The 25,989-nt window shown below is 33.3% G+C and carries 25 protein-coding genes; 9 read left to right on the top strand and 16 right to left on the bottom strand.

Features of this window, described 5'->3' with window-relative positions:
- Positions 1–116: 116 nt before the first annotated feature.
- Together B5X64_RS09705 and B5X64_RS09700 are read right to left on the bottom strand one after the other, a co-directional pair.
- The gene (locus tag B5X64_RS09705) at positions 117–1,088 is read right to left on the bottom strand and encodes a FecCD family ABC transporter permease (protein ID WP_079465025.1); all 972 of its coding nucleotides are present in this window, start codon (positions 1,086–1,088) and stop codon (positions 117–119) included.
- A gap of 20 nt (positions 1,089–1,108) precedes the next feature.
- Entirely contained in the window at positions 1,109–1,672 is a 564-nt protein-coding gene (locus B5X64_RS09700; RefSeq protein WP_079465024.1) for a TlpA family protein disulfide reductase, read from the bottom strand.
- A gap of 201 nt (positions 1,673–1,873) precedes the next feature.
- Here B5X64_RS09700 and B5X64_RS09695 point away from each other — a divergent pair, with 201 nt between their 5' ends.
- The gene (locus B5X64_RS09695) at positions 1,874–2,998 is read left to right on the top strand and encodes a ferredoxin--NADP reductase (protein WP_079465023.1); all 1,125 of its coding nucleotides are present in this window, start codon (positions 1,874–1,876) and stop codon (positions 2,996–2,998) included.
- Positions 2,995–3,612 (top strand): SanA/YdcF family protein, encoded by a 618-nt coding sequence (locus B5X64_RS09690; protein ID WP_079465022.1) that lies wholly within the window; start codon positions 2,995–2,997, stop codon positions 3,610–3,612. The genes B5X64_RS09695 and B5X64_RS09690 overlap by 4 nt, the downstream gene beginning before the upstream one ends.
- Here B5X64_RS09690 and tamL read toward each other — a convergent pair.
- Positions 3,609–6,212: a translocation and assembly module lipoprotein TamL gene (tamL, locus tag B5X64_RS09685; protein ID WP_079465021.1), complete on the bottom strand. Its 2,604-nt coding sequence runs from the start codon at positions 6,210–6,212 to the stop codon at positions 3,609–3,611. The two genes, B5X64_RS09690 and tamL, sit on opposite strands and share 4 nt — an antisense overlap.
- On the opposite strand from tamL, the gene B5X64_RS09680 reads away from it, so the two are divergent.
- Positions 6,198–6,923, top strand: a complete 726-nt coding sequence (locus B5X64_RS09680) for a TrmH family RNA methyltransferase (RefSeq protein WP_079465020.1) — start codon at positions 6,198–6,200, stop codon at positions 6,921–6,923. The two genes, tamL and B5X64_RS09680, sit on opposite strands and share 15 nt — an antisense overlap.
- 82 nt (positions 6,924–7,005) lie before the next feature.
- Here B5X64_RS09680 and B5X64_RS09675 read toward each other — a convergent pair whose 3' ends face one another.
- The 5 genes from B5X64_RS09675 to porQ form a co-directional block, all read right to left on the bottom strand.
- On the bottom strand, positions 7,006–7,503 hold the full coding sequence (locus B5X64_RS09675) for a phosphoribosyl-ATP pyrophosphatase (protein ID WP_079465019.1): 498 nt from the start codon (positions 7,501–7,503) through the stop codon (positions 7,006–7,008).
- A gap of 3 nt (positions 7,504–7,506) precedes the next feature.
- Entirely contained in the window at positions 7,507–7,815 is a 309-nt protein-coding gene (locus tag B5X64_RS09670; protein ID WP_066675617.1) for a phage holin family protein, read from the bottom strand.
- Positions 7,816–7,899: 84 nt separating this feature from the next.
- Entirely contained in the window at positions 7,900–8,247 is a 348-nt protein-coding gene (locus tag B5X64_RS09665) for a YtxH domain-containing protein (RefSeq protein WP_079465018.1), read from the bottom strand.
- A gap of 79 nt (positions 8,248–8,326) precedes the next feature.
- Complete coding sequence (gene cmk, locus B5X64_RS09660) at positions 8,327–9,013, bottom strand: (d)CMP kinase (RefSeq protein WP_079465017.1); 687 nt, start codon at positions 9,011–9,013, stop codon at positions 8,327–8,329.
- 81 nt (positions 9,014–9,094) lie between these two features.
- The gene (gene porQ / locus B5X64_RS09655) at positions 9,095–10,087 is read right to left on the bottom strand and encodes a type IX secretion system protein PorQ (protein WP_079465016.1); all 993 of its coding nucleotides are present in this window, start codon (positions 10,085–10,087) and stop codon (positions 9,095–9,097) included.
- 166 nt (positions 10,088–10,253) lie between these two features.
- Between porQ and pyrH the strand changes: the two genes are divergently transcribed.
- Positions 10,254–10,961, top strand: coding sequence for a UMP kinase (pyrH, locus tag B5X64_RS09650; protein ID WP_066675610.1), 708 nt, complete (start codon positions 10,254–10,256; stop codon positions 10,959–10,961).
- Positions 10,962–11,077: 116 nt separating this feature from the next.
- On the top strand, positions 11,078–11,632 hold the full coding sequence (gene frr / locus B5X64_RS09645; RefSeq protein WP_079465015.1) for a ribosome recycling factor: 555 nt from the start codon (positions 11,078–11,080) through the stop codon (positions 11,630–11,632).
- Positions 11,633–11,690: 58 nt separating this feature from the next.
- Here frr and B5X64_RS09640 read toward each other — a convergent pair whose 3' ends face one another.
- The 7 genes from B5X64_RS09640 to B5X64_RS09610 form a co-directional block, all read right to left on the bottom strand.
- Positions 11,691–12,338 carry a hypothetical protein gene (locus tag B5X64_RS09640; protein ID WP_079465014.1) on the bottom strand — a complete coding sequence of 216 codons (648 nt, stop codon included), beginning with the start codon at positions 12,336–12,338 and terminating at the stop codon, positions 11,691–11,693.
- Positions 12,339–12,405: 67 nt separating this feature from the next.
- Positions 12,406–12,747: a hypothetical protein gene (locus B5X64_RS09635; RefSeq protein ID WP_079465013.1), complete on the bottom strand. Its 342-nt coding sequence runs from the start codon at positions 12,745–12,747 to the stop codon at positions 12,406–12,408.
- A 42-nt stretch (positions 12,748–12,789) separates the two neighbouring features.
- Positions 12,790–13,506: a hypothetical protein gene (locus tag B5X64_RS09630; RefSeq protein WP_079465012.1), complete on the bottom strand. Its 717-nt coding sequence runs from the start codon at positions 13,504–13,506 to the stop codon at positions 12,790–12,792.
- A 105-nt stretch (positions 13,507–13,611) separates the two neighbouring features.
- Positions 13,612–15,066 (bottom strand): LptF/LptG family permease, encoded by a 1,455-nt coding sequence (locus B5X64_RS09625; protein WP_079465011.1) that lies wholly within the window; start codon positions 15,064–15,066, stop codon positions 13,612–13,614.
- 67 nt (positions 15,067–15,133) lie between these two features.
- Positions 15,134–15,781 (bottom strand): outer membrane lipoprotein periplasmic chaperone LolA1, encoded by a 648-nt coding sequence (gene lolA1 / locus B5X64_RS09620; RefSeq protein WP_079465010.1) that lies wholly within the window; start codon positions 15,779–15,781, stop codon positions 15,134–15,136.
- 148 nt (positions 15,782–15,929) lie between these two features.
- A complete protein-coding gene (locus B5X64_RS09615; RefSeq protein ID WP_079465009.1) occupies positions 15,930–16,391 on the bottom strand; it encodes a hypothetical protein in 462 nt (153 codons plus the stop codon).
- Between the two features lie 24 nt (positions 16,392–16,415).
- Positions 16,416–18,968 (bottom strand): FtsK/SpoIIIE family DNA translocase, encoded by a 2,553-nt coding sequence (locus B5X64_RS09610; RefSeq protein ID WP_079465117.1) that lies wholly within the window; start codon positions 18,966–18,968, stop codon positions 16,416–16,418.
- Positions 18,969–19,218: 250 nt separating this feature from the next.
- Here B5X64_RS09610 and B5X64_RS09605 point away from each other — a divergent pair, with 250 nt between their 5' ends.
- From B5X64_RS09605 to B5X64_RS09595, 3 genes are all read left to right on the top strand, one after another.
- Positions 19,219–22,551, top strand: coding sequence for a cytochrome c biogenesis protein CcsA (locus B5X64_RS09605; protein ID WP_079465008.1), 3,333 nt, complete (start codon positions 19,219–19,221; stop codon positions 22,549–22,551).
- A gap of 217 nt (positions 22,552–22,768) precedes the next feature.
- Entirely contained in the window at positions 22,769–23,647 is an 879-nt protein-coding gene (locus B5X64_RS09600; protein ID WP_079465007.1) for an SPFH domain-containing protein, read from the top strand.
- Between the two features lie 177 nt (positions 23,648–23,824).
- Complete coding sequence (locus B5X64_RS09595) at positions 23,825–24,013, top strand: type II toxin-antitoxin system antitoxin (protein WP_066675600.1); 189 nt, start codon at positions 23,825–23,827, stop codon at positions 24,011–24,013.
- Between the two features lie 50 nt (positions 24,014–24,063).
- Here B5X64_RS09595 and B5X64_RS09590 read toward each other — a convergent pair whose 3' ends face one another.
- A complete protein-coding gene (locus B5X64_RS09590) occupies positions 24,064–24,258 on the bottom strand; it encodes a hypothetical protein (protein ID WP_079465006.1) in 195 nt (64 codons plus the stop codon).
- A 135-nt stretch (positions 24,259–24,393) separates the two neighbouring features.
- Here B5X64_RS09590 and amaB point away from each other — a divergent pair, with 135 nt between their 5' ends.
- Positions 24,394–25,944, top strand: coding sequence for an L-piperidine-6-carboxylate dehydrogenase (gene amaB / locus B5X64_RS09585; protein WP_079465005.1), 1,551 nt, complete (start codon positions 24,394–24,396; stop codon positions 25,942–25,944).
- The last annotated feature ends 45 nt before the right edge of the window (positions 25,945–25,989 follow it).

Below are 25,989 nucleotides of genomic sequence, written 5' to 3'. Positions count from 1 at the left end.
TTGAAATTATTTTTTTACTTATATTTTACAATCTTAAATTTTATCAAAGATAAAATCCTTGCGCCTTAAAACATTATTTTTATGAAAAACTTTGCGCCTTTGCGAAATACCAACAATTACACTTTATTTTGTTTCAAAAGCATCATTAAAATCACAGGAATACCAAAAACTGAACTGATAACATTCAAAGGAATCTGCGTTTTTTCTGCAACAATAGAGAAAAATAACATCATAACCATTCCCAGAAACATATTCAAAATCCATTGCTGCCAAAGTTTTGCAGGATTATAAATCAATCTGCAAAAGTGAGGAACAATAATCCCGATGAATAAAATAGGCCCTAAAAATGCCGTAACCGAAGCCGAAAGTAGAGAAGAAGCAATGATTATCATCAATTTCAGATGATTCAAATTAACTCCTAAACTCTGAGCATATGAACTTCCCAAAGAATTTCCGATTAAGGGTTTTATTGTTTTAAAACAAATTAATAATCCTATAAAAACTAAAATAGACAGCACGATAATCTGATTTCTCGACACCATATTATTGGCTCCGAAAGACCATAAAATATAATTTTTTAAGCTTTGATTTTCTGCATAAAACTGAAGAAGAGAGACAATAGCTCCAGCCAAAGCCGATACCAAAAATCCGAAAATAATAAGATAAGATTTATCCTGAAATTTATTTGACATCGACAGCAGAACAAGCATCAATACTAAGCTTCCGATAATTGCAGATAAACTTAGAAAGCTGTTTTGAAGAAATTCAGGCAGTAAAATATCATGCGAAAAGAAAATATAAAATGCAACAGATAAGCTTGCAACAGAAGTTATTCCTAAAATATCTGGTCCCGCAAGAGGATTTTGAAAATATTCCTGCATCAGAAAACCTGAAGTTGGAATTGAAATTCCTGCCAAAAGCATTACTAAAACACGGTTTACGCGAATTTCTGCAATCTGGCTATTGGTAGAATCTTGGAAAAAATCCTGAAGATTTAAAGTCAAAAATCCTGTATTCAGATTAATGATCGCTGTCAAAATAACTGCAACCAATAAAAATAAACACAGGATCTTAAATTTTTTAGACATTTCGAATTACTGCTTAACTTTTATTTCAAAAGAGAAGAAATTTTTTCGTTGAGCTGCTCTTCACTGATCATTCCCAATGTTTCGTCAGTTTTGTCGCCTCTTCTCATAAATGTAAACGGAATTGCGTTTCCAGTCCATTGTTTAAAATTACTTGTGAAAAAGTTTCCATCCAAAAGCTGCCCGTCTAAAAGAACAGTATAATTCTGAATGCCTTGCTGCATTGTAAAACGTGGGACTTCAGTATTCCAAATCTCTTTTTGATCTAAACTTACAAAAGTAATTTTTACAGGCTGATCTTTCAGCTCTTCAATTTTCTTTTTAAAATGGGGAATTTCCTTTACACATGGTCCACACCATGTTGCAAAAAAATTGGTAACATATAAAGTATCATTTTTCTTTTGCAAAAAATCAGCAGTTTGCTGTGTAGAAACAGATTTTAAAGAAACATTTGCCGCTTCTGGTTGTGCAGTATCCTGAATATCTGTAGAATCTGTTGTGCTTATATCTTCGTTCGTTTTTTCTGCTTCTTTTTTACAACCGATAAGAACAGTTGCTAAAAGTACAGTTAAAATTATTTTTTTCATATGCAGATAATTTTATTTTTAAAGGTCATATGGAATCGTTGCCATCTTCATTGGTTTTTGTTCAGCGAGCATGGCGATTTCATAAAACATTCTTTTGTTAAAATGAAATATACGAAAGGTATTTTTCATTGGTTTTGTTTGTAAGAAAGTTGGGCGAAGGTCAGTTTCATAATTATTTTTTATTTATTTTTGAAATGAAGTATGGAACAACAAATCTATAAAGGAAAACTGACGAAGTTTCACCGCCTAAAAATAGCTAAAAAGGAAGACCTGACCAAAAATACTTTTTCGCTGGAGCTTGAAATCCCCGAGGATTTAAAAGAAAATTTTAAGTTTGAAGCAGGTCAATTTGTAAGTGTAAAATTTTATGCTGAAGGAAAAGAAGTGATTAATGATTATTCAATGACTTCAGCGCCTTATGAAGAAAAAATAGCTTTAGGAATTAAAATAAATTCTCCAAACGGTGTAACTGCACAGCTTTATAAAAATTATCAAGCTGGCGATGAATTGCTTGTGAGCGAACCTAATGGAAGGTTTACTTTAGTTTCTAAACCAAGCGAATTCAGAACGATTGTTGGTTTTGCTGCAGGAATCGGGATTACCCCTATTTTAAGCCATTTTAAAAATATTCTTCATAATGAACCGCGAACGAGACTATTTCTTTTTCTTGGAAATAAACGTTCTGAAGAACTTGTTTATCGTGATCTTTTAGATAACCTTGCAAGGCAATATCACAACAGACTGCAGATTTTTTATTTTTATTCGCAAGAGAAAACCGCAGATCAGTTTTTCTACGGAAGATTGGATGCTAAAAAATTAAATTTAATTATCAATCAAATCCTGCATCTGGATGATACCGATGAAGAATCTACGATTTGGGACGCCGTTGACGAAGTATTAATTTGCGGAAAAGGGGAGATGATAAAAACTTTGGCGAATGCGTGTTATCATCATGGAATTCCGAAAAAGAACATTCATTTTGAATTATTTGAAGAGTTTAATGATGACATTTATCCTGTAGAAAAAGAATTTCCGTTGATTGAAAATGTAGAGGTAGATTTCCAACTTTTAGGTAAAAATTATCAAACGGTGCTTTCAAATAACCGGGAGAAAATTCTTCAACAGCTTTTGATTCAAAAATTTCCGGTTCCTTATTCTTGCAAATCAGGAATTTGTGGAAGCTGCGAATGTACTGTAGAAGAAGGCGAAGTAGAGCTTTTGGAAAACGAATATCTTACCGAAAAAGAAGAAGCTCAAGGCAAAATATTAGCATGTATGTCAATTGCAAAAACTAAGAAAATAAAGCTTAACTTTGATTTCAATTGAGATTCATCCGAAACATATTCAAATTACTTTTTGTGTCAGTAGAAATTGTTTTTCTTCTGATATGTTTATCTAATGCCTGGGTTTTCGGATTGACCAATGGTAGAACTTATACCAAAATTTCAAAAATTCCGCCTAGAGAAGTTGCTTTGGTTTTAGGAACTTCTCCGAGAATGCGTTCCGGCCTTTCTAATCCGTATTTTACCAAAAGAATGGATGCAACTGCATTGTTGTATCATCACGGAAAAATTAAAAAAATCATCGTAAGCGGAGAAAAAAGTAGGGGATATAACGAACCTGCCGCTATGAAAAATTATCTGATTTATCAAGAAGGTGTGCCCGAAGAAATCATTATAGAAGATCCTGAAGGTTTTAATACGTACAAAAGTATTTTGCGCTGTAAAGATGTTTACAATAAGAAAAATGTAATCATCGTTTCTCAGGGTTTTCATAATCTAAGAGCATTGTTTTTTGCAAGAAACAATAACATGAATGCTTTAGGTTTTGATGCACAAGATGTAACAAAACCAGAGAGTTACTACAGAAACCAATCCCGCGAAATCCTTGCAAGAGTGGCTGCTGTAGTTTATTTTATTTTTGGAATTTCTTCTGATTAGAAAGGATATCCGAAAGCAATATTTAAGGTTGGTTTTAAAGGCTTAATATCATGGAATCTCCATCGGTCACCATCGGGTTTGTTCGGGTCATAAATTTTGTAGGCTAAATCTACTCTCAGTGTAATGTAGGCAACATTTACTCTTAAACCAAAACCACTACCGATACCCATTTCTCTGATGAATTTATTGAATTTAAACTGATCATCAAAACCGTTATTTTCAGTATTCCAAACGTTTCCGATATCGGTAAAAATAGCACCTTCATACATCTCGGTAAATGGAATTCTGTATTCTATATTTGTTGTCAGTTTAATATTCCCCATCAAATAAGTACGCACTTTCTCGTCAATCTGAGAACCTCCCGGTCCTAAACCGCCAAATGCGACCCAAGCTCTGATATCATTAGAACCTCCATTAAAGTATGATCTTACAAATGGCATTGCTGAAGAATTTCCATAAGGAATTCCTACACCAATAAACTGTCGTAATGCTAACGTTTGATTTCCATTAAATTTAAAATATTTTCTTACATCAAAATCAAATTTTACAAACTGTGCATATGGAATTCCGAAAATTGTTCTTTCAGGGCTTCTTAAAATTCCACCGTCATCTTGTCTTTTCTGATTAAAAACACTTGGAATATTCCCTGCCAATTCTACTTTTCCGTTAAAATAAAAAGCATTAGGGTAATCTTTTTTACCAATTTCATTATAAATGAAATTATAAATCATCGATGAAATAAGTACATCCTGGGTTTGTCTGTCTTTGTTGACAATTGTGCCTAGAAAAGAAAGTAAATCATCAGCTTTTTTAGGATCAGGCGCAACGGATGCTGCATATCCTAGATCTGTAATAATCTTTTCTGAAACCTGATCTCTTGATAAAATTCCGGATTCAAAATCCTGCTTAATCTGAGGATTAGAAAGAAAATAGTCATTAAAGACGGTCTGTCTTACAACATCATCATTTACGAAGAAATCGTAATAGCTGTCTTTATTTTTCGTTAAACTGAAAAGAGTATTAAACAACGTTAATCTGTGTGAAACCTGATCATTTACATTGGCAAAATAATTTAAACCTGTATTAAAGTTGGTTCTTCCCAAACCGATATTGTTCTGTACCGAAGCTCCCAAAACAATTGAAGATGTTGGGGTATATCTTTTAGGAATCAGTTTATAATAATTAAATGGAAGTAAAAGCCTAGGAAAACTTAGAGAACCCTGCGCAGAATATTCATACGCTAAAATTCTTGTATCTAAGTTTTTAGGATTCCTGATAGATCCAAAAGTTCCTGCAATACTCGTCGTTAAGTTTTCTGCTCCACGAAACACGTTTCGAGTTGTAAGGTCTACAGAAGGGGAAACTCCTAAATTTAATAACTGAGAATAATTGATATCTGTTCCTATCTTTAGTTCATACTTATCTAAAGGTTTCAGAATATATAGAACATCCACAATACTGTCGTTTGGCGCAGTTGTGCCGCCTTGTCTCAAAGAATCTCTGGCTTTAAGAATACTAAAATTATTCATTGCCAAAAGATTTCTCTTGGTAAGATCTAATTTTTTCTGATCATAAATGGTTTTACTATCAACAATAATTGTTCTCCATAAAGCCGAAGTCTTATAATTTTCATTCATTTTATGAAATCTAATTCTTCTAAGACTATCTTTCACTGTTCTTCTTGGAAAATCTGTGTGATGATTGACAATTGCCACATCAATATTTCCAAAAGTAGCTCTTTTGTAAGGACGGTTTATAGAATCTTTACGGATTTCTAAAACCAATGGAACCTCCTTTCTGCTTAAAAGAGAATCTGCAACAAAACCCACCTCATCATTACCGGCATTGAATCTATAATATCCGTTTTCACGCATCCAATCGTTGATTCGGGTAATTTCTTTTTCTAAAACAGTTTGATCGAGCAATTGCCCTTTTCTTACCAAACTTTCATGCATTTTCTGCTGATAAAGTCCTTTGATGCCTAAATCGGGGATATTATAATAATACTCTTTAATATTTGTAGGACTGTTGTGTAAAATAGAATATTTTACAGATGCTTTTTTAGCTGCTGAATCAAGCTTGTGAGCGTATTTTACTTCTGCATCCCAAAAACCTCGGTACGTCATTCTTTTCTCAATAGATTCTGCACTTTTTTCAGTTCTTGTCTGATCTAAAATCACCGGCGGAGTTCCCCAATTATGATACAACCTGTCCATAAAAAGACCTTTTCCTACACTGCTCTGCATATTGTATTTAATAAAAAGAGAATCACGAAGTTTCTGATTTCTCATCTCACTCGGATACGTCATATATTCATTAAGAATCGTATCGTATTTAGGGTTGGCTGCATTATAGAAAAGAAGACTTAGCGGCATGAAAAGAAGCTGCTTTTTATTAGGCTTTTGCTGTACATAATCTTCCAGTTCGTCATCAAAAAACTGCTTTTTATCTTCAAATTCAAAATTGTTTTGAGTAAGTAGATATTCACCATCCGGAACTTTTTTTGTGGTACTGCATGCATAAAGTAACCCAACAAATGTTGCAAATGATATTATTTTATAATATTTTTGAGGAGAATTCTTAAAATGCTTACAGCTCATACAATTAAAATTTTACAGTCTTTAGATAAAAAGAAGTTCAGGCAAAAATACAACTTGTTTTTGGTTGAAGGGAATAAAACTATTCTTGAACTTCCTAATTCTAACTTTAAAATTAAAGAAATATTTTCTACAGAACCTAACAATTTTCTGTCCAAAGATGTTCAGTTTACACAGATCACTGAAAATGAACTTAAAAAAATAAGTTTTTTACAAAATCCTAAAGATTCTGTAGCGGTTTGTGAATTGCTAGAAAGGTCTGAGTTTATTGACAAAGATTTCCAATTGGTTTTAGACGGAATTCAGGATCCGGGAAATTTAGGAACGATTATTCGTTTGGCAGACTGGTTTGGAATTGAAAAGATTATTTGCAGTGAAGACACGGTAGATTTTTACAATCCGAAAGTTATTCAGGCAACGATGGGCTCTTTTACAAGAGTAAATATTGTCTATTGCAATTTGGTTGAATATCTTTCAAAAACCGAAAATATCAATGTGGGAACCGACATGGAAGGGGAAAATATTTATCATTTCGAAAAACCAAAGAAAATCAATCTGATTTTAGGAAATGAAGGAAATGGAATGCGTGATGAAACAGAAAAATTTCTTCACAAAAAAATAAGTATTCCAAGATTTGGGAAATCACAGTCTACAGAAAGCCTGAATGTTTCTATGGCTGCAGGGATAATTTTGGGACAACTCTTCAGAGTTTGAGAGCTATAATGTTTGGAGGGTTTTAGAGTGGGAGAGTGTGTAAAACACTAAAACGCTCCGACTCTAAAACTCTCAAACTAATTTATATAAGTTGTTCCATACTGGATACACTTTTTGTTTTTTGATAAGCTTCCAGTTTTGTACGGATAAATTTTAAAACCATTGGTGCCACATAAATTAATGCTGCTCCCAAGATTTTCTTTTTCCAGTTTGGACTTTTCATATTTTTCTTTGCATAATTTGCCACAAAAGCAGTAACCGCAAGCTTGATAACGGTGTCCATTGCGTCGCCTTTAAATGCACTTCCTGCAATTCCCATTGCCGTATTTTTACTTAGCAAAAGGTCTTTTACTTCAGATGTGATTTGCTTTGCGATAACATCTTTTCTGATTACAGTTGTTTCTTCACCATCTTCATCGATCTTTTCTTTTAAATATTGATCGCTGAGACCATTGGTAAATGCGCTCAAACTCTCTTTTGTGTTCTTAAAAGTTAAAAGAGCTTCCAAATCGGTAATTTCACTTTTCAAAAGTTTTTTCTTTCTTTTAAGTTCTTCCAGGCTCTCGTAATTTCTTCCCATAGTTTAATGATTTAAAAATTCGATTACTTTATTTGCCACCATATTTACGATTCTTTTTTTAAAGGTAGCAACTAAAACCATCACCACAAAATAAAATGCAGCAACAATTAAGAATCCATATGAATAATTATCTAAAGCTTTACCAATAAGAAAGGCCAAACCAAAATTGAAAAGAATGATAAAAAATCCAAAAGCTACCAATAATATCACTAGATAGGCAATAACACCCGCAGAAATTGAAGATTTTTCTGTGGCTTCAATTTTCAGCAAATCTATTCTCTTAGATGCGTATTCTTTAATCGTTTCAATCATCCTTATATTTTTTTAAAAGTTACAAAAAAAGGAACTCTTTTAACTAAAGTTCCTTTTTTATATTTAATTAAAAATTAAATACAATTATTTAAGATCATTCAATCCAGATTCTACATCTTTTACCATATCGGTAGTTTTAGAAACAATTTGATCTTTGTATTTGTCATATCCGTCTTTTACGGTATGCGCTACATTATTGGCAGTTTCTTTGAAAGTAGAAGAGATATTATCATACTGATCTTTTACTATTTCAGATACTTCACCATATTTATTTTTTGCCTGATCTTTTAGGTCATCGGCTTTGCTTTTGATTTTTTTTCTTGTTTCTTTTCCTTCCTCAGGAGCATAAAGCATTCCTAAAATTACACCTGCTGCAGCACCTGCTAAAAGACCTGCTAAAATACCTGCTGTATTATTTCCTTTTCTAGACATTTTTTGTTTTTTTAATAGTTAATAAATACTAGTTTTCGTTTTAAAAGGTTACAATTAATATACCAATCAAGGTTTATGTCTAATAAAAATTGTTAATTTTTGTAAGATATTGTAATATGCTTTCGATTGTTTGACTTTTTGTCAGATTTGTATTGTCAATCACGATGGCATCTTCCGCCTGTCGCAATGGTGAAATTTCTCTTTCACTGTCAATACGGTCTCTTTCTATAAGATTTTCTTTCACCTGATTTTCTTCGGCTTCAATTCCTAACGATAAAAGCTCATTATATCTGCGTGCTGTACGTTCGTCAATACTTGCGGTAAGAAAAAATTTAAAATCGGCATCGGGTAAAACTACGGTTCCAATATCTCTTCCATCCATGATTACGCCTCCATTTTTTGCTATTACCCTTTGTGCATCCAGCAGAAAATCTCTTACTTCTTTCTGCTTTGCAACTAGGCTTACATTTTCAGAGACTTCATTGCTTCGAATTTCTTTGGCAATATTGATATGATTAAGGAAAAGAACCAATTCTTCATCTTCTTTTTTAAATTCTAATTCAATTAAATGAAATGATTTGAAAAGCTCTGACAAATTGATATTATCATTTTCATCAATACAATTTTGCAGAGCAAACCAAGTAATACCTCGATATAAAGCACCGGTATCTAGGTGCACGATACCCAATTTTTTGGCAATAATTTTTGAGATTGAACTTTTTCCGGTAGAAGAAAATCCATCAATAGCGATTACTGGTTTTTTCATAGGACAAATTTCAAGAAATTTTCTGAAAAAATCAAGTATGAATGAATGATAAAGTTGAATATTTAAAGTTTTGCAATAAATTTACTCTCCTCGATGACCGCTTAAGTCTACAGAAATCCCGATCTGATTGACGTTGGAAGAATTATGATATCTCACATGAGCATAATCTAAACGGAATTTTGAAATCTTGAGACCAAAGCCCGCAGATAATCCGGTAAAGTTTCTTTGATCGACTACCGCAAGTTCGTTTCCTCTTCTCACGTTATATCCTAATCTTATATTGAAGCCTTTTTCAGGAAAAAGCTCGGCACCTAGAGAAAAGTGATCGGCAAGTTTTCTTCCGAAACCAATTTCCTGTCCGTTAACATTATAATCGGAAGAAATGTCAAATTTCTGTAAGTCGTGTGCTGTAATAGTAATGGCAAGAGGAATTGCTTTCAATATCCTGGTATATCCTAAATCTATTCTAAACGGAAGATTCTCTCTTTCGCCATTGAATGATTTAAACTGATATCCAAAATTTCTAAGAACTACTGAAGCTACCTCTTTATTTTGCTTGTTGTGATAAGTAGCGGCTAAAGTTCCGGATAAGGCAGAAGAAGTATAAGTGTCGATTTTCGAAGTGATAAAATTTAATCCTCCCCCTATCGTCCAGTCTTCTTCAAACTGATACGCATACCCTGCACCTACAGCAACATCAGAAGCCGAAAACTCTCCCATTTCAAAACCGCTTTCATCGGTTCTTGGGATATTTCCGTAGCCTAAATATCTCGCATTTACGGTCACCATATGCCCATTGTCTAAATCTTTAGCAAAAGCAATTGTCCCGAATTTTGAATCTGCCAAATAGGTAGAAGCATTTATCGAAAGCTGTTTATCTGAATCTTTATTCAACAAAGCCGGATTGGCAATGGCAAAAGATACATCGTAATCTCTAATGGTAATTGCATCGCCACCTAAAGCAGCCTGTCTTGCAGAGACGGGAATATTTAAGAAAGAATAAACATTTGTTCCATTTTGTGCAAATGAAACAATTCCCGAAAGAAATAGTGAAAAAATTAGTACTTTCTTCAAATCAGTATTTAATTAATGCAAAAATAATCCTTTTTACTACTTATCAAAATATTTATGTCATTATTTATGTATAATATTTTTCTTTTTTTCAATATTTATAATGATTATATTTGCCAAGTTAATTTTCAGGAAAATTAATTCTTAAAAACTATTATTAAAATTTACAATGAAATATAAAAGAATCCTTCTGAAACTGAGCGGTGAGGCATTAATGGGAAACAGACAATACGGTATCGATACCGACAGACTGATGGAATATGCTCAGGAAATCAAGAAAGTGGTTGACAGAGGCTGCGAAATTGCGATTGTAATTGGAGGAGGAAACATTTTCCGTGGTGTAGCAGGAGCTGCAAAAGGAATGGATAGAGTACAAGGCGATTATATGGGAATGCTTGCAACCGTTATCAACGGAATGGCATTACAAGGCGCTTTGGAAGATGCCGGAATTAAAACCAGACTACAATCTGCTATCGAAATGGATAAAGTTGCAGAACCTTTCATTAAAAGAAGAGCAGTAAGACATCTTGAAAAAGGTAGAGTAGTGATCTTCGGAGCTGGAACAGGAAACCCTTATTTTACCACCGACACCGCTGCAACATTAAGAGCTATCGAAATAGGAGCTGATGTTATTCTAAAAGGAACCAGAGTTGACGGTATCTACGACAGCGATCCTGAGAAAAACGAAAATGCTGTAAAGTATAATTCTTTAACTTTCGAAGAAGTTTTTGAAAAAGACCTTAAAGTAATGGATATGACAGCCTTTACATTAAGCCACGAAAATAAATTACCAATCATCGTGTTTGATATGAACAAAGACGGTAATTTATTGAAAATTGTAGATGGAGAAAATGTAGGAACATTAGTTAATTTATAATAAGGTAGCAGATAATAGATTTTAGGGATTAGGTTTTTAGCATTATGATTACTTATTACCCATTACTTATTACTCATCTTTAATCAATGTGTAACTATTCAAATTTTATATATATAATGGAAGAATTAGATCTTATCGTAGAATCTGTAAAACATGATATGGAAGCGGCTATAAAGCACTTGGATCATGCATTTCAAAGAATCAGAGCGGGACGTGCGTCTACAAATATGGTTCAGGATGTGATGGTAGAATATTATGGTGCTCCAACTCCTCTTAACCAGGTTGCTAACGTATCAGTACCCGATGCGATGACCATCTCTATTCAACCTTGGGACAGAACTGCAATTGGTGCTATTGAAAAAGCTATTATTAATTCTAACTTAGGATTTGCACCTTCTAATAACGGAGAAAACATCATCCTTAATGTCCCCCCCTTAACCGAGGACAGAAGAAAAGAATTGGCTAAACAAGCTAAAGGTGAAACTGAAGATACTAAAATCGTTGTAAGAAACGCAAGACAAAATGGTATCAAAGAACTGAAGAAACTGGAAGGAGTTTCTGAAGATTTAGTTAAAAATGTGGAAGCTACAATCCAAGAACTTACAGACAAACATGTAAAACTTTGTGACGACCATTTAAAAGCAAAAGAAGCTGAAATTATGAAAGTATAATTTTCAGGCTTTGAAAATATTAAAAAAGAGGATTCAATAATGAATCCTCTTTTTTGTTTTATAGAATACAGCTTGTTTTTCCTTTTTTATCTCTGTTTTTCAGAAGTACTTCAAATGTTTTCTGCAATTCTGAATACGAACAGTTTTTGCTTTGAACATTTTGAATATCGTCAGGCTTTGGGTTATTTTTAGAGCTGGATTTAATGGTAAATTTCTTTTCTAAACATTCAATTGCTTTACCGTTAACGATATACATTCGCTGTTGGTTTATTTCATCTTTGGTTTCCGGTTTTTCGGGAGTTCCACCGTCAAAATTCCAAACCGTATCGTCTTTAAAAATAAAAAATGGCTTTCCGTTTTTCAAATAATAATTTTCTACAGAAGAAAAATGACTGTCTCCATGAAAATGCTTAATACTTTTGAGCTCACCATTTGAACTGTAATAAACCACGTTTCCGGAAACCTCATTACATTCATAATCAAAGCTTGCAGAATCGAGTTTTTTGGCGATTAACTGATTATTAAGTAAAACATATTCTGTTTTAATTTCATCAATCGTTTGTGGTGAATTGTTTTTGCTAAGAGAATCTTTATAGGAAATTTGTTGTGAACTTTCTGATGGAGAATTTGTATTAATCTTTTCATTCTTTTTGTTTTCACACGAACATATAAAGATAAGACTTGGTAGTAGAATAAGTTTTTTCATTAATTAATATTTGGTCTTTTGGAAGGAGCAAAAAATATGCAAATGAATAACTTTAAAAATAATCAGTTTATTCAAATTTTGTTTTAAATCCTACTTTTAATGCTTTACTTTCAGGAGTAGTTAATTTTTTATTATGAATTTCTTCCCAAAGTTTTAAAGCCTCATCCATAGATTCTATTCCTAAATTTTTCACTTTTGCACCCCAAAGCAAAATTGCAAAGTCTTTCTTGTTATATAAAGTGTCGCCAAACCGAAGGAATGGAGCAGATGAATATTTTTCTTCAACCATTTTTGAAAAATCTAAAGCCCCGTTTATACTTTCTTCCTTTATCGCTTTTCTAAGGTCTTCTTTTTGAGCAAAGCAAAATGAAGCACAAAAAATTAAGAATAGCACAAATAAATTTTTCATGATAAATATTATTTTTAAATGGTTTTGCACAAATACTTTTTATTATTTTTTCACCTTTTTCCAGTCTCTATCATATAATTTTTTAAGCTCACTCTTTGTTTCATTATTAAAAATTTCTTTTGCTGATTCATTTAAGTCTACATTCACTTCAAAAGCTACAACTTCATCTTTATCGTCAAATAAACTGTTTTTATCACTGTCTTTTGACGCAGTAAAAATTACTTTATTGGTAGATTTAATATACTTCCAATTGGACAAATGATAATTATCTGGAGAAAGTTGTTTGAAGTTCATTCCTTCTTTGTCTGAAACAAAAAGATAGGAAGGATCTTTATCATTCAACAGATTATCTTTATTGTAATCTAAACTTTTAGCCGTATAAAAAATATAATTTGTTTTATAGGTTGAAACTGTTTTTGTATCATCATAATATTCTTCGTTAAAACTTTCAATTAAGATTTTATCTTTTGTCAATAAGTAATAATTATTGGTATTAGAATTAAAAAACATAATATTCCAAAAGTAATATGAAGGAATATCTTTGTAAGAAGAGCCTCCATCTTCACGTTTGGTTTCACCCATTTTGAGCGGAAACATCAAAACTCCACTGCTGTCAATTTCTGAAAATGTGCTCGTTTGAACATTGAGATTTTGAATAGGAGATTCTGTCTCAATATTATTGGAGTTTGATCTATTTTCAGAACTTCCTGAGCAAGAAACTATTGAAATCAATGATACAATAAAAATAATTCTTTTCATATCCGTTTTTAGAGTTAGTTAAAATAAAAATTTCACTTTTTGAAGATATTAATTTTAAACTTTTGATTGCAAAAAAAAATCCGAAATTTCTTTCGGATTTAATGATTATTGATAACGTTGATGTTCTTTTTGTTTCACGAAGAGCTTCGTGATTGGTTTAAGGAAAGCTTTATACTTTTCAGAATCGAATAACTGAGAGTCTGTTAAAGCTTTATAGGTCATTAGAATTCCAAAAGGGAATAAGATAATATTGGGAAGCCAAGCCGCAAGATACGGGCTCATTTTACCAGACCACGCTACATTTTCAAAACCTACATTGATGACATAGAAAATAATGAATATTACAATCGCTATGATTACCGGAACTCCCATTCCTCCTTTTCGGATAATAGATCCTAAACTGGCACCAATCATAAAAAAGATGATACAGGTAAAAGAGTAGGTAAGAATTCTCTGCTGATAAATAACTACTTTACTGAAATATTTTACACTAGGATCAATCTCTTTTTCTTTAGCATCTAAATTGGTTTTCAGATTATCTAACCTAGAATAAGCATTGGTAAGAATCTGTAGTTTCTTATCTCCTTTTATGGTGTCTAATTTATATTGAGATTTTATCGGAGCTTTGGTTTTATTTTTATCCATATATGTAACTACAGAATTCGTTTGAGAAATAATATCGTTACTGATATTGTCCGCAGTTCTACTGTTGTCTTTTTTAGCTTTATCGATGGTACCTAAAAGCTCTGTATACGTTTGAAAACGGTAGTCGTCTGTAATCTGTTCTTTTTCGATGGCTTTATCAATTAATTCGCTAATGTCAAAATGCGTAATTAAAGTATCAAATTTGGTTGCCTGATCGGGTTGTTTTAATCTTACATTATCTGCTTTTCCGGCATAACTATCTTCAATTACACTTCCGTTATAAAGGATAAGCTTCATATATTTTCTATTCACAGCATTTGCAAATTTTCCCTTTTCGGCAACAATCGTCTGTTGATTTTCGAAATTACCTGCTTTTTTGTGAATAAATATACCCTCCAGATCTCTTCCATCTTCACCTTTAATTTTATCAAATTTTACCATAACACCAGGAATCTGATCAATAAACTGCCCCGGCGTAAAATTCAATGCAGGTTTGGTTTGAGCAATATTAAAAAGCATATTCTTCGCTTTTCTCTGAAAATCGGGAATAATATTATTTGAGAAAAAATAGAGCATGACCGCTAAAACAGCTGTTACTCCTAAAAGCGGTAACATCACACGCGTTAAAGATATTCCGGCGGCTTTCATAGCAGCAAGTTCATACCGTTCTCCCAGTTCACCGAAAGACATTATACTCGCCAAAAGCACCGTTAAAGGTAAAACCATACTTACTACACTTACTCCAAGGTAGAAAAGGAGCTTCATGATTTGTAAAGTCGTTAAACCTTTACCCATAAACTGACCCAGCTGAATCCAGATAATGTTTACAATAAATATAAAAAACAGTACACTGAATATAAATAAAAACGGACCAAAAAAGGTCTTGATGATATATCGGTCTAAGATTTTAAACATTCGCCAAAATTAATGAAAAAGCCACAAAGTTTTCTTTGTGACTTGAAATTTTAATATTTATTTAGAATTATAATTCTGTAACAAGATAATTTTTAAATTTTGTCTTGTCAAAAACAAACATATTCGGGTCTAATTGCTGGTTTTCCTTGTATTCTTTAATCGCAATTACAGAAATATCTTTATTATTACCATGCTGCTCTAGTTTCAGCATTTGCTTTTTTGCATAATCTACATAAAGATAAATATATTTTAATCCGTTTGCTTTTACCGGCGTTAATTTAATTAAATCTGCGCTCACACCATCCACCGTTTTTTTACCGCTGTAAGCAACGTTATAGTCTTTTCTGTAAGAAGTAAGATAATTGATAGGGGAGAACATCGTGCTGTTTGCATTTGGCTTTGCCACGGTCACCTCCATGTCTTCTGTATTGATGTTGTAGATTTTATTTCCGTCAAAAATCTGTTCCGTTTCCATGATTTTCAACTTGTATTTATCACCTGCAGAATAATAAATTCCCGGTTCGGTTTTAGAAACAGTTCCGTTCATTCCGCTTCCAAAAGCAAATTTGAAGTATGAATTCTTTTTAGAATTGTAATTTGCCGTAATATCATCTAGTATTTTCTTTGCTTTGGCATCAATTTTCTGAGCCTGCACAAAACCAATACTTCCTACGACCAATGTTCCTACAACTATTTTTGATATTATTTTTTTCATTTTTAATTTTCTAATTTTTCCTATTCTTTAGACTTTCATACATCCTGAAAGTTAAAATAAAATGTTTTTTTAATTTTAATTTCGCAGATCTTCCAAAAACTGTTCCAAAGGATCAGTATGAAAGCTTAGGCATCTGAAAATAATTAATCTATTTATTATGCTCAATTCTATATCTGTACTTTTCAAAATTTTCAGGTAAGGCATTTGTTACAGTTGCTTTATTCGAAGTTATTGTAGGTTCTACTCTTACTACTTTTGTATTTTCATTTACATTAATCTGATGCGTACTTCTCATATTTACCATATCAATATGAAGAATTTTAAACTCATGATTTCCATTATTAAGATCAATGATTAAATATTCTCTGGATTTGATTTGTCCTAGCGATTTACCGTCGACCCAGATATTTAATCTTGCTGTGTTGTCGGCAGAATGCATTATTCCTGCTCCGTTATAGATTAGAACTTTCCCATAGCCTAAATTCTCTGTGTTTACGGCATCTAGTTTTACTGTATTATAATCACTGGGAATTGATTTCAAGGCGCAGGAAGAGATCATTAATATTGTAGAAATAAGAAAGATTCCTTTCGCTAATTTTAAAATTTTCATCTTTATGTTATTTTAAAGTTGTTATTAATTTCTCAAATCTTCTAAAAATTGCTCCAAAGAATACAGATCACTAATCAAAACTTCTCTGGCTTTAGCACCGTTAAATCCTCCAACAATACCGCTTGCTTCTAGCTGATCCATAATTCTTCCGGCTCTATTGTATCCTAATTTCAGCTGTCTCTGAAGCATTGAAGTAGAACCTTGCTGCGTGGAAACAATAATTCTTGCAGCATCTTCAAATAAAGCATCTTTTTCGTTAGGGTCAAAAGCTCCTACAGTGCTTGTCGCTTCTTCAGAAACATATTCTGGAAGTAAGAAGGCAGAAGCATATCCTTTTTGTTCACCAATAAACTCAGCCAGCCTCTCAACTTCCGGAGTATCTACAAATGCACACTGAAGTCTTAAAATTTCGTTTCCGTTAAAATAAAGCATATCACCTTTACCAATCAACTGATCAGCTCCTGTAGAATCTAAAATAGTTCTTGAATCTACACTTGAAATTACTCTGAATGCCGCTCTCGCAGGGAAGTTGGCTTTAATCATCCCTGTAATTACATTTACAGAAGGTCTTTGTGTAGCAACAATTAAGTGAATTCCTACCGCTCTTGCCAACTGTGCTAATCTTGCAATCGGAAGCTCAACTTCTTTTCCGGCAGTCATAATTAAATCTGCAAACTCATCGACAACTAAAACGATATACGGTAAATATCGGTGTCCGTTTTCAGGGTTTAATTTTCTTTCGGTGAATTTTTTATTGTATTCTTTTAAATTTTTACAGAAAGCATTTTTAAGTAAATCATAACGCTGGTCCATCTCTACGCAAAGAGAATTCAAAGTATTAATTACTTTATTAGTGTCTGTGATAATCGCATCATCAGAATCCGGAAGTTTTGCCAGATAATGTCTTTCAATTTTTGAGTATAAGGAAAGTTCTACCTTTTTAGGATCCACCATGACAAACTTCAGTTCACTTGGATGTTTTTTGTAAAGTAGGGAAGTCAGAATAGCATTAATACCTACCGATTTTCCTTGTCCGGTTGCTCCCGCCATCAAAAGGTGAGGCATTTTAGATAGATCTGCCATAAACACTTCATTAGAAATTGTCTTACCGAAAACAACCGGCAAATCCATATCTGTATTCTGGAATTTCTGAGAAGCAATTACCGATCTCATAGAGACCATTGTAGGATTTTTTCTCGGAACCTCAATACCAATCGTACCTTTTCCAGGCATTGGCGCAATAATTCTGATTCCTAGAGCAGAAAGATTCAAGGCAATGTCATCCTGTAATTTTTTAATGGAAGCAACTCTGATCCCTGCTTCCGGAACAATTTCATACAAAGTAACTGTTGGTCCGATCGTCGCTTTAATTTCAGCAATTCCAACGTTGAAAGTCTTCAAAAGACCAACAATTTTATTTTTGTTTTCTTCTAATTCTTCTTTATTAATAGAAATTTCTTCATTGCCATATTCTTTCAATAAATCGATTGGAGGCATTTGGAATTTCGCTAAATCTAATCGGTGATCATACAAGCCATGTTTGTCTACCAAATCTTGAGATTGTTTATCAGCTTCATCTATAATGTCAATTACAGGAGCAACTTCTACTTTAAATTTAATTTCGTCTGGTTCAGAAGAAGAAGATGTTGAAAAATTTGAAACAGGCGCATCAAAAGCATCTTCAGGTTTTATAGTAGGGATTGTAGATGTTGTAGTAATATTTAAATTTAGAGTGGGAGTAATTTCTTTATCTTCCTCAAAAGAAGTTTGATTAGGCGTTACAATTGTTTCAACTTCTGCAATCGGTTGATTTTCTTTAACTTCCTGGATAGCCACATTCTTTTTAGCCACTTCAGGGCTTTTTTTAGGGCTAGACATTTCGGTAACCGTAATATTTTGTTCTTCATCATGTAATTCTTCTTCCAATTCCTCATCGGCATCAAAATCCTGGTCAGAATTTGGCATCATCGATTTTACTTTCCCAATAGTATTTTCATTAATTACATTAAGTTTAGCTTTTATCGAGCTTGGTCTAAGATTAAATTCAAGAATAAAATAAAGTGCAATACTTACCACTAAAACTACCCAAAGACCAACGGTGCCGATAATCGCAGAAAGAGAATCCATAATCTGATACCCATACACTCCACTTAAAACACCGCCATTACCATTTCCTCTTGTAATTGCACCCAATAATATAGGTAACCAGCAAATGAAAAATAGTGAATGCCCAAAAGTCATCCAAGGTTTAAAGATTTTTTTCTTTAAAATCATCGTTCCTAAGACTACAAATAGAAAAGCTATGATAAATGAAGCAACACCAATACTTTCAAAAATAAAAATATTACCAAGCCAATCGCCAAGCTTACCAAATAGGTTTGATGATTTTATCGTTTTATCTAAAAAAGTTCCAGCCTGGCTTTGGTCTGCTTTCCAATTCATTAAATAAGAAATAAAAGACAGCGTTAATACTCCGGCGAAAACAATAAGTGTGAGTCCGAAAAAAATACGTTGTTTTGATAAGATTTTGCTAGTTTCAGGCATTGCTGCTAGGTTTTTTTGTGATTTCTTTTCCATAATGTCAGTCTGCGCAAATTTAATGTTTTTTTTAGATTTTAAATATTTTTTAGGAGAAATCACGTTTGTTTTTTGATGTCATATTTAATGCCCGAAATCGAGACTTATTTTTATGTTTTATTTAATAAAATCACGCTTATTAAGAACGCTTCAAAATAAGCTAAATCCCTTTTAATGTGACAAAAAACAGCTTTTTTTAGCCCTCTTTCGGTTTATCATCCTTATTTTTGCATGTCAAGTAAAAAATATCATGAAGAAGCTGCAGGATATAATTATCTCCACCAGAACAATGGCTGTTCTATTGCTGGTTTATGCATTTGCAATGGCATATGCAACGTTCCTAGAAAACGATTATGGAACACCAACGGCAAAAGCCTTAATTTATGAAGCAAAATGGTTTGAACTCATTATGCTTCTCCTCATCATTAATTTTGTGGGAAATATCGGACGATACCGCCTCTGGAAAAGAGAAAAATGGCCCGTTTTGGTGTTTCACCTTTCATTTATCTTAATTTTCGTTGGGGGTGCTATTACCAGATACATTAGTTTTGAAGGTCAAATGAGCATCAGAGAGGGTGAGACCTCAAACGAAATCGTTACCGATAAAAATTTCTTTAAAATTCAAATCGAAGACAAGGGAGATGTGCTGAATTATCAGGATGTCCCTTACCTAATGTCTCCATTGCACAAAGATTTTAAAGCAACTTATGATTTCCACGGAAAACAGGTTAAGGTAAAAACTTTGGATTATGTTCAGAGGAAAAAAGACAGTTTAGTTGCTGATAAAAATGGAGCAGAATACCTTCATTTAGTATCTACCGCAGAAACCGGAAGACAGAATATTTATATCAAATCCGGAGAAACAAAATCAATTAACGGAACTTTGGTGACATTCAACAGAGCCATTGAAGGGGCTGTAGAATTTAAGCAAGAAAACGGGCAAATATTGATTAAAACTCCCGTTGACGCAACCTATATGACCATGGCAACCCAGGCAACAGGAAATACGGCGAAAGACCAGTATCAACCTTTGGTTTTGAGAAGTCTTTACAGCATTAACGAACTAAAATTAGTAGTTCCTGAAGGTCTTAAAAAAGGAAAACTAATGGCTTTTGAAGGCGACAAAAAGAAGGATCAGAATGTTCCCGATGCAATGACGATAGAAATTGAAGGCCCAAAAACAAAACAAATTGTAGAACTTTCTGTAGAAAGAGGAAATCCTAATGCTTATAAACAGGTAACCATGGATAATCTAAATATTATGGTTGGTTTTGGTCCTAAAATTTACACCACTCCTTTTGCAATAAAATTAGATGATTTCGTGATGGAAACTTATCCTGGAAGTTCATCTCCAAGCGCATACGAAAGTCACATAAAAATCATCGATGAAGGAAAACAGACACCTTATAAAATTTACATGAATAACGTTCTTAACTATAAAGGTTACCGCTTTTTCCAGGCGAGTTATACTCCAGACAGAATGGGAACTTTATTATCTGTAAATCATGATTTTTGGGGAACTTTAATTTCTTATATAGGTTATGCATTTTTATTCGGAGGTATGTTTGTGATGTTCTTCTGGAAAGGAACCCATTTTTGGAAACTTAATAAAATGCTTAAAGACATCAACAAGAAAAGAGCTGCAACAGTAATCTTATTATTGTTAAGCTTAAGTTTGAGCGCTCAGAAAATTGAAACTCACGGTACAACAGACGGAAGCAGAGAACATGTACACGTAGAAGGTGATGGGCATACTCATGACGTTGCTCCGAAGACAGTTCAGCCACAAGGAAATCAGCAGAATTCTTTAGCTGCTCCTTTAACGAAAATGAGAATGATTTCGCCAGACGAAATGATTGCCAGAAATAAAATCACCAAAGAACATGCTGATAAATTTGGATATCTTTTGGTGCAGAATTTTGAAGGTAGAATTGTTCCGATTAACACTCAGGCTTTAGATGTTTTAAGAAAACTTTACAAAAGAGATAAATTTAAAGGAACAGACGGAAAATACTTAACAGCTGAACAGTGGTTCTTGTCTATCAACACAGATACACCAAGCTGGACGATGGTTCCGTTGATTAAAGTTGATGCAAAAGGTGGTGAGGAGCTTTTGAGAATTACAAAAGCTGATGAAGACGGTTATACTTCTCTAATGAACCTTTTCCCGGCCGATGCCAACGGAAATCTTACTTATATTTTAGATGAAGAGTATAATACTGCATTCCGTAAAAAACCGGCTGCACAATCTGAATACGATAAGCAAGTTATTAAACTAAACGAGAGAGTTCAGATTTTTAATGAATTTTTCAGTGGACAGTTTATGAGAATTGTTCCTGTGAAAAACGATCCGAATCATACTTGGCATTCTTGGTTAGACCAAAAAATGGAGCCGGATATGGAATCTCAAAAAGTAATGGGACCTTACTTCGCAGAAGCACTTCAGGCACAAAAAACAGGAGATTGGAGTAAAGCAGACGCAGAACTGAAAAAACTTTCGGATTATCAGCAAAAATGGGCGAAAGCTGTCGTTCCATCAGAATCAAAAGTTAATCTTGAGGTATTCATGAACAAAGCAGATATCAATTTCAAATTATTGATTTTCTATACCATTATTGGAAGTTTATTATTGATTTTAGGTTTCGTAGCATTATTTAAGCCCAATAAAAAACTTAATAACATCATCAAAGGAATAATCTATGTAGGAATAGTAGGATATATTTGCCATTTCTTAGGATTAATTGCAAGATGGTTTATCTCAGGCCACGCTCCATGGAGTAACGGTTACGAAGCAATTATCTTTATTTCGTGGGTAGGGATTTCTGCAGGATTAATGTTCTATTTCGGGTTTGGTAAACCGAGCTTAAGAAAAAAAGCACTAGAGTCTACAACAAAAAAGATTAAAAAAGAAAATACTTCAAACGCGTTAATTCCAGCTGCAGGATTTATGGTTGCGGTAATCATGATGGGATTTGCTCACGGAGGTTCTGCATTAGACCCACAGATTACGCCATTGGTTCCTGTTCTTAAATCTTACTGGTTAATTGTGCATGTTGCAATTATTGTATCAAGTTATGGCTTCTTTGCATTGTCAATGATTATTGCAGTAATTTCATTAGTATTCTATATTATTGCAGATAAAAACCTATTTAAAACCCACAATGATTCTACCTTGAAAGAATTGGCAATTGTTTCTGAAATGTCTTTAACAATAGGTCTTTTTGCTCTTACTGTAGGAAACTTTTTAGGAGGTATCTGGGCAAATGAATCTTGGGGAAGATACTGGAGCTGGGATCCAAAAGAAACGTGGGCATTTATCTCAATTATGGTATATGCTTTTGTATTACACATGAGATTGGTTCCGGGATTAAGAAGCAGATGGGCAGTACATGTTGCAACGATGTTTGCCTTTTGCTCAATGGTAATGACGTATTTCGGAGTAAACTATTACTTAAGTGGACTTCACTCTTATGCAGCGGGTGACCCAGTTCCGGTTCCGGCTTGGGTGTATATTGGTTTAGCAACAATGTTCTTACTATCATTAGTTTCTTATTTCAGATTTACTGCATTAAAGAAAAAATAGATTTAATCTTATTATATTATTGAAATCCCGAAAGTTATTTTCGGGATTTTTTTTGTTTTTATTGAAATTAAAAAAGTTTAATTATCAATAAAAATATTGATTAGATGAAAAGTATCGTATAATTTCTAGCAAGAAAAAACTAATAACTAATACTTTATAATTCAAAATTTACACATATCTTTATGATATCAAAATAATATCACTTTAAATTACACTTATGGAAAAAGTTTTAAAACCAATGTCAGGTTATTTGGCACTCGTTATCTCTCTTCTTTTATTGGGAGGTTCAGCTTATGCTTTTGTTTATGGTATAAATGATGGAGAAAATCCTAATATCACTTATATCATTATTTCAATTATTGCATTTTTTGTTACCTGTTTTCTATTAAAAGGTTTAATGATTATTCAACCTAACCATTCAAGAGTGCTTAATTTCTTTGGAAAATATGTAGGCTCTGTAAAAGATAACGGGATGTTTTTTATTAATCCTTTGTACTCTTCTCAGAAAATGTCTTTACGTTCGGAGAACTTGCAAGGACAGACGTTGAAGGTAAACGATAAAATGGGTAATCCCATCGAAATTGCGGTGGTAATGGTTTGGAAAGTAGGAGACACCTACAAAGCGGCATTTGATGTTGAAAGATATTCAGATTTTGTAAAAATGCAGAGCGAGGCGGCGGTTCGTCATTTAGCAATGAGCTTTCCTTATGATAATTTAGAAGACGACCACGCACCAATTACTTTAAGAGAAGGCGGTGAAAAGATCAATTCTATTTTGGAACAAGAATTAACCGACCGACTTTCAAAAGCGGGAATTATCATTCAAGAAGCAAGAATTTCTCACTTGGCATACGCATCAGAAATTGCAGGAGCAATGCTTCAAAGACAACAGGCAACAGCGATTGTAGCTGCAAGAACCAAAATTGTAGAAGGCGCAGTCGGAATGGTAGATTTAGCTTTAAAGAAACTTTCAGCAGAAAATATTGTTGAATTGGATGATGAAAGAAAAGCAGCAATGGTCAGCAATTTAATGGTTGTTCTCTGTGGTGAAAAAGCAGCACAGCCAATTTTAAATGCAGGAACATTATATAATTAAGGTTAAGTTTTAGGTTAAAATTGAACAATATCTTCAATATCAATTTTTAGCCTTTGCTGAGTGAAATCGAAGATTCGACGAAGTCAAATGCCTTTGCGAACGAAAATGTCCTCAATAATTTTAAAAAAAATCTTTGCGCTCTTTGCGTTAAAAAAGCAATTTGAAAAACAGAAGAAAATGAAATCAGAAAAAACTCAAAACTCTCCCGAAAACAAAAGCAAAAAATCTTTCGTGATAAGGATAGATGAGTCTACCTATAAACTTCTTGAAAAATGGGCAAATGACGAGTTTAGAAGCGTCAACGGACAGATTGAGTATCTTCTTAATCAGAATTTAATCAACGCTGGGAGAAAGAAAAAAGAGTAAAATTTAGTTTTAAATAAAGTGAAAAGCAGAGAATAATTTCTTTGCTTTTTTTATTGAGTAGCGCCAGTAAAAAAACCATTAATTACACTCCAAAAATTTTTACCTAGAAAATAAATTAAGGTAGAAGTAATAATTCCTTTTACGGTAAAAAAGACAATTCCCCAGACTCCGAATTTCTTCAGCATCTTTTTCCATCTTGTACTTTTCTCTGTATTTTGCTCGTCGATAACTTCTTTATTTTCCATTTCAAAGTGGTAAATGTTGTGGTACAAAGATAAGTATATCTATAATTATTCCAAATAAAAACAGTATTAAATCATAAAAATTTTCCTGATACCATATTTATTTTTATCTTAGGCAAAACGAAAAGTTACATTTTTATGTCAAAAAAAATCAAAGATTTCGGAATTGAAAATTCATTAAAAAATTTAGGAATCAAAGAAGACAATAAAGGAACTTCTACAGGAGGTAAATTTTTTGCATCAGGAAAATCTATAGAAAGTTATTCTCCGGCAGACGGAAGATTAATAGGTAAAGTAAAATTATCGAGCGAGAAAGATTACGACAAAGTATTAGAATCTGCTCAGAAAGCATTTCTGGAATTCAGAACGGTACCAGCTCCCAAAAGAGGAGAAATTGTACGCCAGCTTGGTTTAAAATTAAGAGAATACAAAGACGACCTAGGGAAACTTGTTTCTTACGAAATGGGAAAATCTTTACAGGAAGGGCTTGGTGAGGTACAGGAAATGATTGATATCTGCGATTTTGCAGTTGGTTTATCAAGACAATTACACGGCTACACCATGCATTCTGAAAGACCAGGTCACAGAATGTACGAGCAATATCATCCGATTGGTATTGTAAGTATTATTACTGCATTCAACTTTCCAGTAGCAGTTTGGGCGTGGAATACCGCTTTAGCATGGATTTGTGGAAACGTTACCATTTGGAAACCATCAGAAAAAACACCTCTTTGTGCGATTGCTTGCCAAAATATCATGAATGAAGTTTTAGCAGCAAATGATCTTTCTGAAGGAATTTCTAGCGTAATGGTAGGAGACCACACGATTGGGCAAAAACTAGTTGATGACAAACGTGTTGCGTTGGTTTCATTCACAGGTTCTACAAGAGTTGGAAGAATGGTTTCTTCTAAAGTTGCTGAAAGATTTGGTAAATCGATCTTAGAATTAGGCGGAAACAATGCCATCATCATTTCTAAAGATGCAGATCTTGATATGTCAATTATCGGAGCGGTTTTCGGAGCGGTGGGAACTGCAGGACAAAGATGTACTTCTACAAGAAGATTGATTATTCATGAATCTGTTTACAACGAAGTGAAAAATCGTTTGGCAAAAGCTTACGGGCAATTAAAAATTGGAAATCCTTTGGATGAAAATATGCATGTCGGTCCGCTTATCGACGTTCATGCAGTAAATCAGTACGAGCTAGCCATTGAAAAATGTAAGAAAGAAGGTGGGAAATTCGTTGTTGAAGGTGGTGTTTTAACTGGTAAAGATTACGAATCTGGATGTTACGTAAAACCTTGTATCGCGGAAGTTAAAAATTCTTTTGAGATCGTACAGCATGAGACTTTTGCACCGATTTTATATTTAATTAAATATAAAACTTTAGAGGAAGCAATTGCTATTCAGAATGATGTTCCACAAGGATTATCTTCAGCAATTATGACTCAGAACTTGAGAGAAGCAGAATTATTCCTTTCTCACGCAGGTTCAGATTGTGGAATTGCGAATGTAAATATTGGAACTTCTGGTGCAGAGATCGGTGGAGCTTTCGGTGGCGAAAAAGAAACAGGAGGCGGTAGAGAATCTGGTTCTGATGTCTGGAAATATTATATGAGAAGACAAACCAACACGATTAATTATACCGCAAGTCTTCCATTAGCTCAGGGAATTAAATTTGATCTTTAAAATAATTTAGAATTAAGAGATTCTGTAGATGAATGTACAGAATCT

The organism is Chryseobacterium balustinum, from assembly GCF_900168205.1.
GTDB lineage: Bacteria > Bacteroidota > Bacteroidia > Flavobacteriales > Weeksellaceae > Chryseobacterium > Chryseobacterium balustinum.
This window is presented reverse-complemented; position numbering and strand designations above follow the sequence as displayed.